This is a genomic window from Priestia sp. D3YE.R1 (assembly GCF_049199565.1).
Classification (GTDB): domain Bacteria; phylum Bacillota; class Bacilli; order Bacillales; family Bacillaceae_H; genus Priestia; species Priestia aryabhattai.
Genome location: NZ_JBLTHW010000003.1, coordinates 331,888 through 347,538, shown reverse-complemented (window position 1 = coordinate 347,538; position 15,651 = coordinate 331,888). Strand labels below are relative to the sequence as shown.

Here is a 15,651-nt window from a genome sequence, read left to right as displayed (position 1 = left end):
ACCCGCGTAAAGCGGGTTTTTCTACGCAAAAAAGCTTTCTCTTTCCTTTTCAATCCACCTGTCCATTTCTCGATCACTTTTTTCTACAAGCCTGTTAACGAGAATATCATGCCAAATATAGTTTTCAAGTAAATTAATGTTGACTGCGTTATTTGTATAGTAAGCCATTTCTTTATGACCATAAATCATTTCACTGCTGTCAACAGATATAATAAACCAGTTTTGATTCCCAATGTTTTCGGTATAGCTTGTATGACGGTGCCGGTCAAATTCCTCCATCGCTTCATCTTGTTCAAACACAATTCCTTTTAGTGTTACGCTCTCCCTTAGCTGTAATAAAAGAGGCTTCAACTCATTATAAATATCGGGCCAAAGCGAGATGACAATTTTATTTTTTGCTTTTGACAATAGCGACTCACAAAAAGCAAGAATGGCAGTTTCTCCTTTCATCGTCATAACCCGGCTTTCTTCTATAGACTCTGCAGCTTCAAGACGTTTAAGCGTTTCGCTAACGTCTTCATACGTTTCGTTCCATTTTTTCTGCAGTGAATGCAAAAAAGCATCGACGGGCAGCGACGTGTACTGAGTGCCATCATTACTCTCTTCTTTTAACACCATGCCTTTTTCCTCTAGTGTTTGTAAAATATCGTATACACGCGCTCTTGGCACACCTGAGTGTTTACTAATGCCATAAGCAGTGGAAGATCCTTTTTTGACAAGCGTCACGTACACTTTTGATTCGTACTGATTAAATCCAAGCGACTGCAGCTGCTGAATAATATTTTCCATAAAGGAAACCTCCCTGTTTTTTAAGTTATTTGAAATTTTCATCATTTACATATTTACAACTGCTTTTTATATAGTTACTATTTAAGTAGTCACTATATATTATGACATGAGGAAGGTGCTTTATGGAAGAATTAAGTTTACAGATTGTACTATTGCTTTTACTATTTGGGTTCTTAGCTGCATTCATTGACTCTGTAGTTGGCGGAGGCGGTTTAATTTCAACGCCTGCCCTTTTATTTTTAGGCCTGCCTCCGGCTGCTGCCTTAGCTACAAATAAATTAGCTGGCACGATGGGCGTATTAACGAGTACTATTCGATTTGTCAAATCTGGAAAAGTCGATTTTCCCGTTGTAGGTAAATGGTTTCCTTTCGTATTTATCGGTTCTTTAGGAGGCTCAATCACCGTTCATTTTCTATCCTCTGCTTTTTTAAAACCGGTTATTTTAATTCTCCTTGTTTTGGTCGCTATTTATACGATTTTCAAAAAAAACTGGGGTGCTACGTCCACGTATAAGCCGCTGTCTATCAAAAAGCTTATTTTTTTTACCGCCCTTATTTTTATCATTGGCTTTTACGACGGATTTTTAGGAGCAGGTACAGGTTCATTTATTTTATTTGCTTTTTTATTTATGGGATTTGATTTCCTGCAGTCAGCAGGCAGCGCAAAGTTTTTAAATTTCGGCAGTAATTTAGGTGCTTTGCTTGTGTTTTTATATTTTGATTCTGTTGTATTTTCTTACGGATTAATTATGGGGTTTGCGATGATCGTAGGTTCTTTTGTGGGATCAAACGTCGCTTTATCAAAAGGCGTGACGTACGTCCGAACGCTTTTTATCCTTGTCACTTTAAGTCTTATTAGCAAAAACATATTCGATTATGTGAATCAGTACAAATAGATCAATGGTTTCTTTAGAACCATAACAATGAACCTATATATCTATTAGATTAATAAAACCACCTCTTACTATTTTCTTATTTTTGGGTAAATGTGTAAAAAAACACTAAAATTGTTGTATACTAGTCCATGTTGTTTTACATAATTTAGAAACCTTATACAGAGGTGAACATTTTGTTTAAGAAATTCAGGTTTTTATGGTTTATTTTGCTGATCTTTGTACTTATTTTTGTCAAAAATACGTTCTTTTCTTCTTCAGAGAACGCTACTGAGACGCTAGCAACGTCAGATGTTCCACAAGCTGCGGCTACTTTCAAAGAGGGAAACGATCAGCAGGACGGAGTCATTATTCAAAAATATCGCAAACAGCTAGATGCAGCACAGAAAAAAAGCGACGAAAAAGCTACTAAAGAAATACAAGAAAAAATTTATGAAGATGGCAGGCAAGCATCCTTAAAATTTTTACCGCGCAATAAATTTCAAAGAGCTTTTTCTCAGCCTTCTAAAAAATCGGCCGATGACATTTATAACTTTCTAATTGCCCAAGTGGGGTTTGGAGGATATGATTCTCTTTATCAAGAAGCAATAGCCGCAAAAAAAGAAGCAGCTTCTTCTACTGATGAATTAAATACGAGTGGCATTCAAGCTAAAACCGCTGCACTTACATACGGCACACTAGCACAAAGAGAGCAGCTGCTTGTTACAAGTCTTGCCTATGACTTAAGCAGCGTAGGCGTCATTTCTTCCGATACAGCTAAAGATATTGATAAAAAAGCTACTCATATGCTAGAAGTTAGAAAAGAAGGAATAAATGCCGCGATGGAAGAATAGTTTTGCGAAGTGAAAAGCAGCAGGTAAAAACTGCTGTTTTTTTATTCTGAATAACGTTCAGGTACTTCACTATTTTAATAGCGGATCATTTAATAACGATGGTTATAGCTTTCATATAATAATATAAAAATGGAGGGGATTTTTATGAAAGAAGCGATTGTGTATCAATACGACGCGTTTAGCACGCGCCCTAATAAAGGAAATCCTGCGGGAATTGTGTTTAACGGAGATGATTTTTCAGCTGAAGAAATGCAGAAGATTGCTTATCAAGCACAGTTTAATGAAACGGCTTTTATCATGAACTCTTCCCGTGCTGATTTACGAATTCGATACTTTACGCCTGGACAAGAAGCGGATTTGTGCGGCCATGCGACCGTCGCTTCTCTTTATGCTTTACATAGTAAAAACAAACTTCCAAAAACTACATTTACGGTTGAAACAAATGCTGGAATTTTACCGATGACTGTGCAGAATAGAAACGGACAACCTGTTATCACCATGAGTCAAGCTTCTCCGCAGTTTCATCCGTTTTCAGGTTCAAAAGAAAAGCTGGCAAGAGCTCTTAATCTTCATATTGATGACCTTGATCAAAGACTTCCTATTGTATATGGAAGTACAGGAAACTGGACGCTTATTGTACCGTTAAAAAGTTTAGATGCCTGTAAAAAGATGAAGCCTAATCAAGAAGATTTCCCTCACATTTTAACAGATATGCCAAAAGCATCTATTCATCCCTTTTGTTTTGAAACGATTCACTCAGAAGCTCATATGCACGGAAGACATTTCTCTTCACCATTTTCGGGTACAGTAGAAGATGCTGTAACTGGAACGGCTTCTGGCGTGATGGGCGCCTATTATGCGAGATATGTGGATCAGCAAAAAAACGACCGCTGGCAATTTGTGATTGAGCAAGGACAGGAAATAGATAGAGATGGATTCGTTCATGTAGAAATTACAAAAAAAGAGAATACGTATGGTGTGGTAATCGCAGGAGAAGCTGCCTATGTAACAAAGCAAATCGTTTCTCTTTCCTAATAAAAACGTGTCCGCCTTTTTGGCGAACACGTTTTTTTGTTTAATAAATAATAGCCTGTACGCTCATTATTGTAACGGTTAAAATAAGAATCACGTTCCCTATAATTAACCACGGCTTTGCGCTTCCTCTTCTACCTTTAATAGCCGTGATTAGTCCAGCAATGGGCAACAAAGCCATAATGATGACCCAAATTTTACGAAGAATGCTGGAATCCAAATAAAACCCAAACTGCATCATCGCAAATAACACGACTGTAATAAGGAAGAAAAGTGTAGGCACAGCTAAATGAATGCCTCTTGGTCTCATTGAGTAGTACACAACATCACTTTCTTTCTATGTAAAATCTTACGTAAAATAACGTTATCATTTACACAGAGTTTTGACAACTTTTTGAAGGATTTTGTCAACAAATTTTAATAATCTAGAAGAAATTACTTCTCATTCAGCTGCCCGAAGACTGCCGGAAGTGCAGAAATAACGTCGCTTGCTAAAATATCTATCATTGTATGCCCCTGATCGAGCAGCACATCCGCCGCCTTTCCATGAACATATACCGCATTACTGATTGCTTCTTGAAGAGAATCATGCTGCATGATAAAAGCGAGGATGATCCCCGTTAACGTGTCACCCGTTCCGCCTTTGGCAAGTCCTGCGTTTCCAGTGGTATTTACATATTGTTTCCCGGCAGGTGTTGTAACAATCGTATTTGGACCTTTTAATACAAGGTACACACCATTTTCCACTGCGTATTGTCTAGATATTAAAAATCGATTTTCTTCTACTTCTGAGATTGTTGTATCCACGAGTCTAGCCATTTCTCCCGGATGAGGTGTTAAAATCGTTGCGTGTGCTCTTTCTTTTACTTCTTTCATCAAATCTGGCAGATGAAAAAGAGCATCTGCGTCGATTACAACAGAAACCGGCTGTTGAAGCACTTGCTCGACGACTTTCTTCGTTTCTTTCGTTCTCCCAAGCCCCGGTCCGACTGCAACCGCATCATACTTCGCTTCTTCTAAAGGAATCTCGCCTGCAAAAAAGCCATCTTTGCTTGGGCATGGCTTGTACATCACTTCCAACATGTGAGCAGCTGCAATCGCATGAATATCACTCGGAAGCGCAAGAGTTAAAAGCCCTGCTCCGCTTGTGAGTGCTGCTTTTGACGTTAGCATTGGCGCTCCAGGTGTTTGGAGTGAACCTCCTATTACGATTCCTTTTCCATGCGTACCTTTATTGGACGAAGCATTCCGAATGGGAAAAGATTGTTTAATATGCTGGGTTGACCATATCTCTTTAAGAAATGAGCTTTTTTCAATTGCTAGCGGCGGAATACCGATATCTACTATAATCAATTCACCGTAGCTTTCTTTGCTCGGGTATGTAAATGCCGTGATTTTTGGCTGCTGAAGCGTAATCGTAGCATCTGCACGTATCGTAAGCTCTTGCTTCTGTTCCATTACTCCACTTGGGACATCGATGCTGTATATGTAAGCCTTAGAGTCGTTTATTTTTTTTATAATGTTATCATAAGGTGATTTGATGCTGCCTTTTACGCCTATACCTAATAGACAATCAATAAGGACCGTATACTTTTTCACAGAGAAGTTGTCTCCCGCCGACTGCCACGCGAATCCAGCATTTTCATAGATGATCATTGCTTTTTTGGCTGCGCCTTTTATTTTTTCCCGTGCAGGAACTACCCAGACGTCAACTTCATAGCCTTTTGACTTCAAAGCACGTGCAATGACAAAACCGTCTCCTCCGTTGTTTCCCGTTCCTATAAGCAGCCCTATTTTTTCATATTGTTCGATTCGCTCACTCAGCACGTTTGCAGCAGCCTGCCCGGCATTTTCCATAAGGGACTCTTCACTCATCCCAATTGTATTCATCATATAATCATCTACTTGATACATTTCTTGATTCGTTACAATTCTCATTATGCTGCTCCTTACTGAAACGGAAATGGTTCGTCTGTATTTACCGTTCCTTTTATTTTCGTTATAGTTAATTGTTCTCCTTTCATCCAATCTTCAAACGAGAAAATAAGAGGTTTTGCTTTTCGTCCAATACCGACAATGACTTGCAATGTCTCCGGTACATACGCCACTGTATGAAGCGTTCCAGCAGAATTCCGGTAATCTTCTTTAAAAATACCGTATTCATCTTCATTAAATAAAGTGAAAGCTTCAAGAGGCGATAGCTTTTTTTCAATATGATCTCGAATATGATCGAGCCTTTCCCTTGACTCTACCAAATGATGACGATTTTCTTCGACTAGCTGATTAAAATGGTTCGTACACCCCATCATCGTTCCTCTTTGTACATGAACGCCTCGTCCAGATGCTTCGACTACTGCTCCCTGTCCGCTGCGGTCATAAATGGAATAATTAAACGCATGACGGTGCGGTGCCCTTTCTAAAATAGCAACAGCCTCTTCTGTCGTTTCACATGTTTCTAAAATAAACCGCGCAAGCGTACAGCAAATAAATCCGTTCGTTTGACGGCGGCGATTGACAAAATGATAGCCAATTGCTAATCCCTTTTCGTTCATTCCATCCATTCGCCCTATCATTCTTGTTCCAAACCCGACGCTTGCATATCCTTCATTTGGCTGAAAAAGCAAAAATCGACCTTCGTACGTTTTAGGATGATAATCGTAGTTTCGCACGTACACGCCGTGCTGCATAAGAGCAGAACATCCCGTTTTCTTCCACTCTTGCTGATACCCGCTGTACTCATGTATAACGTCTTCAAGAGACCAATCTAAGCCTTCTGCTAAGCCCACTAGCTCATCCCACAGTCCGGGAGCAAATAAGTCGTAATAATGACGAGCTTCTTTTGCTATCGTTTGATAGCTTCGTAATGAACGTTTTCTTCTTTTTTGATGATTTTCAAACAGCTTTGTCCCTTTATGTAATTCCCCTTGCATTTCACCAAGCTCTCGGTAAGAGCCTCGCCCTTGAATAACTTCTACCTGTATTTCTTTCACTTTTATCACTCCAATTTTCCAGTACCTTTATTGTGCAGCAAGCGCTCTATTCTTTGCAACTTTCTCCTCTCATAGAACTCTCTTCCTTTGAATACAGTTATAAAGAAACAGGTCGAAAGATTGAAAAGCATTATCATAAGAGGTGATCATATTGCTAAAGGAAGTTCAGCTAGAGATTCAGCGAAGAATCGCCTATCTGCGCCCAACACAAAAAAATGACGGGTCATTTCGCTACTGTTTTGAAACAGGCGTTATGCCTGATGCGTTTTTAATTATGCTTCTTCGCACCTTTGATTTAGATAAAGAAGTGTTGATTAAACAATTAACCGAACGGATCGTTTCCCTTCAAAATGAAGATGGCCTTTGGACGTTGTTTGATGATGAAGAACATAACTTATCCGCCACTATTCAAGCTTATACAGCTCTTTTATATTCAGGCTATTACCAAAAAAACGACCGGATTTTACGAAAAGCAGAAAGATATATTATAGATTCAGGAGGCATTTCTCGCGCCCATTTTCTCACAAGATGGATGCTTTGTGTTAACGGCTTATACGAGTGGCCAAAGCTATTTTACCTCCCGCTTTCTCTTTTGCTCGTCCCTACCTATGTACCGCTTAACTTTTATGAATTAAGCACCTATGCCAGAATTCACTTCGTTCCGATGATGGTAGCGGGAAACAAAAAATTTTCACTTACTTCTAGGCATACACCTTCTCTTTCTCATTTAGATGTAAGAGAACAGAAACAGGAATCGGATCAAACTGCTCAGGAATCACGCGCTTCTATTTTTTTAGTCGACCATTTAAAACAGCTGGCTTCTTTACCTTCTTACATCCACAAGCTTGGTTATCAAGCAGCCGAGCGTTACATGCTGGAAAGAATCGAAAAAGATGGTACACTCTACAGCTACGCCACCTCTACTTTTTTTATGATTTACGGTCTTTTGGCTCTTGGCTATAAAAAAGATTCATTTGTGGTTCAAAAAGCAATTGACGGTATTTGTTCACTACTTAGTACATGCAGCGGCCACGTGCACGTAGAAAACTCTACGTCAACCGTTTGGGATACCGCCTTGCTATCTTACGCTCTACAAGAAGCAGGTGTACCGCAGCAAGATCCCATGATTAAAGGCACAACTCGCTACTTAAAGAAAAGACAGCATACAAAGCTTGGAGACTGGCAGTTTCATAACCCAAATACAGCACCTGGAGGCTGGGGATTTTCCGATATTAATACGAATAACCCTGACTTAGACGACACGTCTGCTGCTATCAGAGCTCTTTCTAGAAGAGCGCAAACCGATACAGATTATTTGGAGTCTTGGCAAAGAGGCATTAACTGGCTGTTGTCCATGCAAAACAAAGACGGGGGTTTTGCTGCATTTGAAAAAAATACCGACTCTATTTTATTTACTTATCTGCCGCTTGAAAATGCAAAAGATGCAGCGACGGATCCGGCTACTGCCGATTTAACCGGTCGAGTGCTTGAGTGCCTCGGAAACTTTGCCGGTATGAATAAATCCCATCCTTCGATTAAAGCTGCAGTAAAATGGCTGTTTGATCATCAATTGGATAACGGGAGCTGGTACGGCCGGTGGGGTGTTTGCTACATTTACGGAACGTGGGCCGCTATTACAGGACTCCGTGCTGTAGGAATTTCTGCTTCTGATCCGCGTATCATCAAAGCCATCAATTGGCTCAAAAGCATTCAACAAGAAGACGGCGGATTCGGAGAATCATGCTATAGCGCTTCTTTAAAAAAATATGTGCCTTTACCCTTTAGCACTCCTTCTCAAACGGCTTGGGCTCTCGATGCTTTAATGACAATATGTCCGTTAAAAGATCGAGCCGTTGAAAAAGGAATTAAATTTTTACTGAATCCAAATCTTACAGAGCAGCAAATTCATTATCCCACGGGAATTGGTCTTCCTGGACAATTTTATATTCAGTACCACAGCTACAATGATATTTTTCCTCTTCTTGCACTTGCCCACTACGCAAAAAAACATTCTTCGTAAAGAAACAGCGCCTATAGCTGTTTCTTTTTATATATAAAAGCAGGTTTTTTAGGAGACAAGTGGAATACCTTTTTAATGTTAGGAAAGAAAGGATGCATCAAATGAATAATGTTTCACCACTTTTAAAAGGAAAAAACGTGATACTAAGAAAACCAAAAGACAGCGATGTAAATGACTATTTAGCATGCAAGCAAACAAAAGAACTTATTCGCATGTACGGAGGCGATACCCGAAACTTAAAACCTCTTACATTACAAGATGCCAAGCGGCATGTCGAGTACATAAAGTCTCAAAAGCTGAATTGGTGTATTGAATATCAGCAGCGCTTTGTTGGAGAAGCCCGGCTGACCGTTAACGAATACGACCGGCGCGCACGGTATGCAATTGGTTTATTTGATTCTTCCGTTTGGAATCAAGGGCTCGGCACTGAAGTTACAAAATTGGTACTTGCGTACGCATTTGAACACCTTCACTTGCACAGAGTTGATTTACGAGTGCTTGAGTACAACTATAGAGCCATTGCTTGTTATGAAAAATGCGGTTTTGTAAAAGAAGGAATAGAGCGTGAAGGTGCTTTTATTGAAGAAGCATTTCAGACAGATATTATCATGAGTATACTCGAACAAGAGTATTATCAGCTGTAGAGGAGAGAACCAGCTGTCATCATCGTACTTCTTTAAAAGTTCGTATAGCCCAAGCCTTTTGTGAATAAAGTAACATAACGATATAACCAAAGGAGCCAACGATGACAACTTATGATTCCTCCTCTTTTGTATTTGTAACCATTGACAAACATGACATTGCTGCTTTTTTACTAATTGATATTATTTGCAGCACCACTATTTATGTAGCATGTAAACATTATCTCCACAATGAGCTGGTTTCTATTGCAAGCAGCGCTCTTTTTCCCATGGTATGTAAGAAGGTTTCTCGACGCTAGCTCAGCTTTTTACCGGTTCTTTTAATGACAGCCAAGTGCGTTCCTTCTGCTGCTGAATCTCTACGGGGTGATTAAAAAATTCAGAAAGATGCGGCTCAGTGAGCTGGTCTTTCGTTTTTCCAGAAGAAAACACTTCTCCTTGGCGCATACAAAGCGTATGGGTAAAGCAAGGCAAAATTTCTTCTACATGGTGAGTAACATAAATAAGCGTAGGAGCTTTTGGCTGATCTGCCGTTTTTGCAATCAGCTGAAGAAGCTGTTCTCGGGCCATTATATCTAGACCTGTACATGGCTCATCAAGTATTAAAAGCTTTGGTGAAGCCATAAGAGCTCGGGCAATTAGCACTCGCTGGCGCTCTCCTTGAGAAAGTGTTCCGTAGGCCTGATTTTGTAAATCTTCGCAATTTAGCAGCTGCATTAATTCTATGGCTTGGTTCATATCTTTTTGATCCACTTGTTCATATAACCCAATAGATGCAAATTTTCCGCTTAAAATCATTTCTACAACCGTATCGTCATCTCGAAACCGCTGTTGAAGCGAAGAGCTTACCCATCCAATTTCTTTTCTCAGCTCAGACAGATTTGTTTCTCCAAATTTCCTTGAAAGAACTTCTACTTCCCCTTTTGTAGGCCAGATATATCCGTTGATGATATTTAAAAGCGTCGTTTTTCCGGAACCATTTAATCCAAGCAAACACCAATGTTCCCCTTTTTCCACTGACCACGACACGCTTTTTAAAATTTCTTTTTCTGCTCGTTTTACTGAAACGTTCTTAATGTTGATCATGCTAACACTCCTTTACTCTCATTTTTCATTATATATACTATAAAAAAATAATGATTTATCCCATTTGTTAACTTGCTTTTCTTTTTTCATGCCAATTCTTTCAGCCACTTTAATCGATGGGAAATTGTCAGGATCTATTAATGATATAATCTTCTGAAATTTCAGCTTATTAAGTCCGTAATGTAGGCAAGCTTTTGCTGCTTCACTCGCATAGCCTTTTCCCCAGCAGCTGCGTAAAAATAAATAGCCAAGCTCCGGGTCTACCTTTCCGTCTACTTTTTGAAGAACCATGCCGCACTGCCCTAGAAACTCTCCATCCTGTTTATCCTCAGCGACCCACATGCTAATGCCGTATGTTTGATAATGCTGCTTCATCCATTGAATCCAGCGATATGTGTCCTGTTCATTTTTAGTAGAAGAATAATACTTCATGGTTTCAGCATCTTCAAATATTTTCATTAAATTGCCTGCATCGCTTTCAGCCATAGCTCGCAGCGTCATTCGCTCTGTCTCAATAATCGTATAAATCCTCTCCTTTCTTCCATTCCATAGCGTAATATCTTTATTATCCGCTACTATTTTCTTTTCGTAAAGTTTTCCTTTTTTTATTTAAATGAAACAGAAAAAAAGGCTGCTACACACAGCCCTTTAATCTGGATCACACGTTTTCCCGTACCGTAATACGTTATATATAGCACGTCCATCACTTGCAGTTGTCTCTGTATATTGAATTGGAAGCAGTGAGAAAATAACATAATAGACTGAAAAATAAACAAATTGATAGCAAAATATATCTTCAGGCAGAATATTAGCCATAATGAATCCATTTATTATAAAAATAGTAAGTAAATTAAACAGTACGCCGCCCGCATACACCACTGCATGGGAAAAGCGACTGTCGTTCTTAAGATTTTCATATTTACAAAACGAGTCTAGAAAATAGACTGACTTAATTTTAAACTTCCCCATTTTAAGAATCGTTTTCCCCCGCCCAATAGTAAAATCGACCTTCCCTCCGAAAATAATTGCCATGACGGAATGCCCCAGCTGATGAACAAATGATACAAGTGGCAATACAAGACAGAATGACCACACAAACTTTGGAAGATCATTTAACCCAAACACGTTTATCCCTCCTTTTTGTTTCTTCTCTCTACTTTTCCTCCCCGTTTTCACTTAAAACTACATTTAATTTCTTTTTTAAAACTCATACGAAATAACCAGCATACACATCATGTCTTATGACCTAGATAAAACCCGATATATGTAGCTTATGAAAAATACATTTTCCGAAAAACAGTTGGCGTCACGTTTTCCTGTTCTTTGAAGCGCTTGATAAAATAGCTTGGATGTTCATACCCTACTTGTCTTGCTATATCTTGTACGGAGATTTGGTTGTTTTTAAGCAGCAGTTTCTTTGCTTTTTGAATCCGCACGCGCGTTACGTATTCAAACGGCCGGATGCCAAGAGATTGTTGAAAGAGCAAACACGTATACTGCTCCGTTACGTTGAGCTGCTGCGCCAGTACTTCTAGCGTTAACGGCTGATGATAGTATTCCTCGATATAACGAAGGACTGGGTTTAGCTGAGTAATTTGCTGCAGGCGACTTTTACTTTCTATATATACGCTGTCTTGGCGAAGTTTTAAAATGACGCTGTATAGTAGTTCAGAGCACTGCATGGTGCTAGAGGTATGATTTTCTTCTAACCGATTCATTAGTTCTTGAAGCATCCTGTAAAGACTTTCAGCATTTGTAAGGACGATTTTTCCCGAATTAATAAATTGAAGAGAAAGCATGATATCATCAATCAAACTTCCGCTAAAAGAAACCCAGCATACTTGCCATTCGCTCGTAACGGGATAGTATTCGTGCGGAACGTGCGGCGTCAGAAACATCCCTTCATTTTCTTTTATAATATAAACCTCGTCGTTTACACGAAGCTCTCCCCTTCCTTTTAGGCATTGAATCCATTGGTAATCAGGAAACTCTCCCTGACGCTTAATATGCGTTTGGTGTCTCCAGCTTCCAGCGCTTGTAACATAGAATGGCAGTTTCATATCTTCATCTGAAAGAGCCGGAAAGTACATACGGTCCACATTACTTCCCCCTTTTTATGTGAATATAGTTATATTATCATGAAAATAATTAGATTGATAAGGTTTTCAGAAAACGTTATCATTTTCATATAAACTAATAACCTAGTACTTTAGAAATGAGGGATCGACATGTTAAAAACCGGCAAGAAATTTCATTATACAGCACCTGCAAACGGATACCCTGAATGGAATAACAACCCTGAAATTTTTCAATTGAACCGTGCAAAAGCACACGCTTTACTTATGCCTTATCAAACGGTCGAAGAGGCTTTAAAAAATGATAGAAAATCTTCTGTTTACTATCAAAGCTTAAATGGCAGCTGGTATTTTCATTTTGCTGAAAATGCAGATGGCCGCGTCAAAAACTTTTTCGCTCCTGAATTTTCATATAAGAAATGGGACTCTATTTCAGTTCCTTCACACTGGCAGCTGCAAGGATATGATTATCCTCAATATACAAACGTGACGTACCCTTGGGTTGAAAACGAAAACCTCGAACCTCCTTTTGCACCGACTAAATATAACCCTGTCGGTCAGTACGTCCGTACTTTTACACCTAAATCCGAATGGAAAGATCAGCCGGTGTACGTCAGCTTCCAAGGCGTCGAATCTGCTTTTTACGTATGGGTTAACGGTGAGTTTGTTGGATACAGCGAAGATAGCTTTACTCCAGCTGAATTTGATATAACTTCTTACCTTCAAGAAGGTGAAAATACAATAGCAGTAGAAGTATATCGCTGGAGTGACGCAAGCTGGCTTGAAGACCAAGATTTTTGGCGAATGAGCGGCATCTTCCGAGATGTGTATCTTTACTCTACTCCACCGGTTCACATCTATGACTTTAGCGTTCGTTCGTCGCTTGATAACAACTACGAAGATGGTGAACTTAGCGTTTCAGCTGATATTTTAAATTACTTTCAGCACGATACTCAAGATCTAACATTTGAAGTCATGCTGTATGACGCGAATGGCCAAGAAGTACTACAAGCTCCGCTGCAAACAAATGTAAGTGTAAGCGATCAATATACAGCGTCCTTACGTACGCACATTAAAAGCCCTGCAAAATGGAGCGCGGAAAGCCCTAATTTGTATACACTTGTACTCAGCTTAAAGAATTCTGCTGGTTCTATTATCGAAACAGAAAGCTGTAAAGTTGGCTTCCGTACGTTTGAACTAAAGAATGGCCTTATGACAATCAACGGCAAGCGCATTGTACTTCGAGGAGTGAACCGCCACGAATTTGATTCAGTAAAGGGCCGGGCAGGCATCACACGCGAAGACATGATTCACGATATTTTGCTGATGAAACAGCATAATATTAACGCGGTGCGTACATCCCATTATCCTAACGATTCAGTATGGTATGAACTATGTGATGAATACGGGCTGTATGTTATTGACGAAACCAATTTAGAAACGCACGGAACGTGGACTTATTTACAAGAAGGTGAGCAAAAAGCCGTTCCAGGAAGCAAGCCAGAATGGAAAGAAAACGTATTAGATCGCTGTCGTTCGATGTACGAACGTGACAAAAACCACCCTTCTATCATTATTTGGTCGCTTGGAAATGAATCATTTGGCGGAGAAAATTTTCAGCATATGTATACCTTTTTTAAAGAAAAAGATTCCACTCGACTTGTTCATTATGAAGGAATCTTCCATCACCGCGACTATGATGCTTCTGATATAGAAAGCACGATGTATGTTAAGCCAGCAGATGTAGAACGCTATGCATTAATGAATCCAAAAAAACCTTACATCTTATGTGAATACAGTCATGCTATGGGCAATTCTTGCGGAAATCTGTACAAATACTGGGACCTGTTCGATCAATATCCAGTCTTGCAAGGCGGTTTTATATGGGACTGGAAAGATCAAGCTCTTCAAACAACAGCAGAAGACGGTACTTCTTACTTAGCTTACGGCGGAGATTTTGGTGATACGCCTAACGACGGTAACTTCTGCGGAAACGGCTTAATCTTTGCTGATGGGACAGCTAGCCCCAAAATTGCAGAAGTAAAAAAATGCTATCAGCCCGTAAAGTGGACAGCAGTCGACGCTTCTAAAGGAAAATTTGCCGTTCAAAACAAACACCTGTTTACAAACTTGAACGCCTTTGATTTTGTTTGGACGGTTGAAAAAAACGGTGAACTACTTGAAAAACATGCGTCTCTTTTAAATGTAGCTCCTGATAGTACAAACGAACTGACGCTTTCTTATCCTCTTTACGAGCAGGAAAACGAAACTGATGAATTTATTTTGACTCTTTCTCTCAGATTATCCAAAGATACAGCTTGGGCTTCAGCTGGATATGAAGTGGCGTACGAACAGTTTGTGCTGCCTGCCAAAACCGCTGTACCTTCAGTAAAAGCTGCTTATCCTGCTTTATCAGTTGACCAAAACGAACAAACGCTTACGGTTACAGGAACTAACTTCACGGCTATTTTTGACAAGCGAAAAGGACAGTTTATCTCTTACAACTATGAGCACACCGAGCTGCTTGCGTCGGGTTTCCGTCCGAATTTTTGGCGTGCAGTCACCGATAATGACCTTGGAAATAAGTTGCATGAAAGATGTCAAACGTGGCGTCAAGCAAGCTTAGAGCAGCATGTGCAAAAAGTAACTGTTCAGCCGCAAATTGACTTTGTTATCATTTCGGTTGAACTAGCTTTAGATAACTCTGTTGCTTCTTGCTATGTAACGTATACGCTATATAACGATGGTGAAATGAAGATTGAACAATCTTTAGCACCTTCTCAGACAATGCCTGAAATCCCTGAAATCGGCATGCTGTTTACGATGGATGCGGCTTTTGATTCTTTAACATGGTACGGCAGAGGCCCTCATGAAAATTATTGGGATCGTAAAACTGGCGCTAAGCTTGGCCTTCATAATGGCAGTGTAAAAGAGCAAGTTACACCGTATTTACGCCCTCAAGAATGCGGAAACAAAACGGACGTTAGATGGGCAACTATTACAAACGATCAAGGACGCGGCTTTTTACTAAAAGGTTTGCCAACAGTCGAGCTGAACGCTTTACCTTACTCACCTTTTGAACTGGAGGCTTACGATCATTTTTACAAATTGCCGTCAAGCGATTCAGTAACCGTGCGGGTTAACTACAAGCAAATGGGCGTTGGCGGAGACGACAGCTGGGGAGCTAAAACACATCCTGATTACACACTGTATGCCAACCGCTCGTATACAAACACGTTTACGCTAAAACCTCTATAAAAGTAAAAAGGACTTTCATTTGAAAGTCCTTTTT

General features: G+C 39.8%; 15 protein-coding genes. 7 read left to right on the top strand and 8 right to left on the bottom strand.

Annotated elements, in window-relative coordinates; genetic code table 11:
- Positions 1 to 21 precede the first annotated feature (21 nt).
- Positions 22 to 789 (bottom strand): TrmB family transcriptional regulator, encoded by a 768-nt coding sequence (locus ACOZIR_RS20080; protein WP_045290450.1) that lies wholly within the window; start codon positions 787 to 789, stop codon positions 22 to 24.
- 122 nt (positions 790 to 911) lie between these two features.
- Here ACOZIR_RS20080 and ACOZIR_RS20075 point away from each other — a divergent pair, with 122 nt between their 5' ends.
- The 3 genes from ACOZIR_RS20075 (at position 912) to ACOZIR_RS20065 (ending at position 3,550) form a co-directional block, all read left to right on the top strand.
- The gene (locus ACOZIR_RS20075) at positions 912 to 1,685 is read left to right on the top strand and encodes a sulfite exporter TauE/SafE family protein (RefSeq protein ID WP_045290452.1); all 774 of its coding nucleotides are present in this window, start codon (positions 912 to 914) and stop codon (positions 1,683 to 1,685) included.
- A gap of 164 nt (positions 1,686 to 1,849) precedes the next feature.
- Entirely contained in the window at positions 1,850 to 2,515 is a 666-nt protein-coding gene (locus ACOZIR_RS20070; protein WP_237758386.1) for a hypothetical protein, read from the top strand.
- 144 nt (positions 2,516 to 2,659) lie between these two features.
- Positions 2,660 to 3,550, top strand: coding sequence for a PhzF family phenazine biosynthesis isomerase (locus ACOZIR_RS20065; RefSeq protein ID WP_045290456.1), 891 nt, complete (start codon positions 2,660 to 2,662; stop codon positions 3,548 to 3,550).
- Between the two features lie 40 nt (positions 3,551 to 3,590).
- On the opposite strand, the gene ACOZIR_RS20060 is transcribed toward ACOZIR_RS20065, so the two are convergent.
- The 3 genes from ACOZIR_RS20060 to ACOZIR_RS20050 all read right to left on the bottom strand — a co-directional run bounded on the left by ACOZIR_RS20060 (position 3,591) and on the right by ACOZIR_RS20050 (position 6,537).
- The gene (locus ACOZIR_RS20060) at positions 3,591 to 3,869 is read right to left on the bottom strand and encodes a hypothetical protein (RefSeq protein ID WP_223260155.1); all 279 of its coding nucleotides are present in this window, start codon (positions 3,867 to 3,869) and stop codon (positions 3,591 to 3,593) included.
- A 113-nt stretch (positions 3,870 to 3,982) separates the two neighbouring features.
- A complete protein-coding gene (locus ACOZIR_RS20055) occupies positions 3,983 to 5,485 on the bottom strand; it encodes a bifunctional ADP-dependent NAD(P)H-hydrate dehydratase/NAD(P)H-hydrate epimerase (RefSeq protein ID WP_045290458.1) in 1,503 nt (500 codons plus the stop codon).
- An 11-nt stretch (positions 5,486 to 5,496) separates the two neighbouring features.
- The gene (locus tag ACOZIR_RS20050) at positions 5,497 to 6,537 is read right to left on the bottom strand and encodes a C45 family autoproteolytic acyltransferase/hydolase (protein ID WP_045290460.1); all 1,041 of its coding nucleotides are present in this window, start codon (positions 6,535 to 6,537) and stop codon (positions 5,497 to 5,499) included.
- Between the two features lie 142 nt (positions 6,538 to 6,679).
- Here ACOZIR_RS20050 and ACOZIR_RS20045 point away from each other — a divergent pair, with 142 nt between their 5' ends.
- The 3 genes from ACOZIR_RS20045 to ACOZIR_RS20035 all read left to right on the top strand — a co-directional run bounded on the left by ACOZIR_RS20045 (position 6,680) and on the right by ACOZIR_RS20035 (position 9,497).
- On the top strand, positions 6,680 to 8,557 hold the full coding sequence (locus ACOZIR_RS20045) for a prenyltransferase/squalene oxidase repeat-containing protein (protein WP_045290462.1): 1,878 nt from the start codon (positions 6,680 to 6,682) through the stop codon (positions 8,555 to 8,557).
- Positions 8,558 to 8,658: 101 nt separating this feature from the next.
- A complete protein-coding gene (locus tag ACOZIR_RS20040; protein WP_045290626.1) occupies positions 8,659 to 9,201 on the top strand; it encodes a GNAT family N-acetyltransferase in 543 nt (180 codons plus the stop codon).
- 101 nt (positions 9,202 to 9,302) lie between these two features.
- A complete protein-coding gene (locus tag ACOZIR_RS20035) occupies positions 9,303 to 9,497 on the top strand; it encodes a hypothetical protein (RefSeq protein ID WP_014460274.1) in 195 nt (64 codons plus the stop codon).
- 1 nt (position 9,498) lies between these two features.
- On the opposite strand, the gene ACOZIR_RS20030 is transcribed toward ACOZIR_RS20035, so the two are convergent.
- The 4 genes from ACOZIR_RS20030 to ACOZIR_RS20015 all read right to left on the bottom strand — a co-directional run bounded on the left by ACOZIR_RS20030 (position 9,499) and on the right by ACOZIR_RS20015 (position 12,374).
- Positions 9,499 to 10,284, bottom strand: coding sequence for an ABC transporter ATP-binding protein (locus tag ACOZIR_RS20030; RefSeq protein WP_421535772.1), 786 nt, complete (start codon positions 10,282 to 10,284; stop codon positions 9,499 to 9,501).
- Positions 10,285 to 10,302: 18 nt separating this feature from the next.
- Positions 10,303 to 10,785 carry a GNAT family N-acetyltransferase gene (locus ACOZIR_RS20025; RefSeq protein ID WP_421535771.1) on the bottom strand — a complete coding sequence of 161 codons (483 nt, stop codon included), beginning with the start codon at positions 10,783 to 10,785 and terminating at the stop codon, positions 10,303 to 10,305.
- A 147-nt stretch (positions 10,786 to 10,932) separates the two neighbouring features.
- On the bottom strand, positions 10,933 to 11,409 hold the full coding sequence (locus ACOZIR_RS20020; RefSeq protein WP_045290467.1) for a site-2 protease family protein: 477 nt from the start codon (positions 11,407 to 11,409) through the stop codon (positions 10,933 to 10,935).
- Positions 11,410 to 11,555: 146 nt separating this feature from the next.
- Positions 11,556 to 12,374: an AraC family transcriptional regulator gene (locus ACOZIR_RS20015; RefSeq protein ID WP_340142141.1), complete on the bottom strand. Its 819-nt coding sequence runs from the start codon at positions 12,372 to 12,374 to the stop codon at positions 11,556 to 11,558.
- A gap of 138 nt (positions 12,375 to 12,512) precedes the next feature.
- Here ACOZIR_RS20015 and ACOZIR_RS20010 point away from each other — a divergent pair, with 138 nt between their 5' ends.
- Positions 12,513 to 15,617, top strand: a complete 3,105-nt coding sequence (locus ACOZIR_RS20010) for a glycoside hydrolase family 2 TIM barrel-domain containing protein (RefSeq protein WP_421535770.1) — start codon at positions 12,513 to 12,515, stop codon at positions 15,615 to 15,617.
- The last annotated feature ends 34 nt before the right edge of the window (positions 15,618 to 15,651 follow it).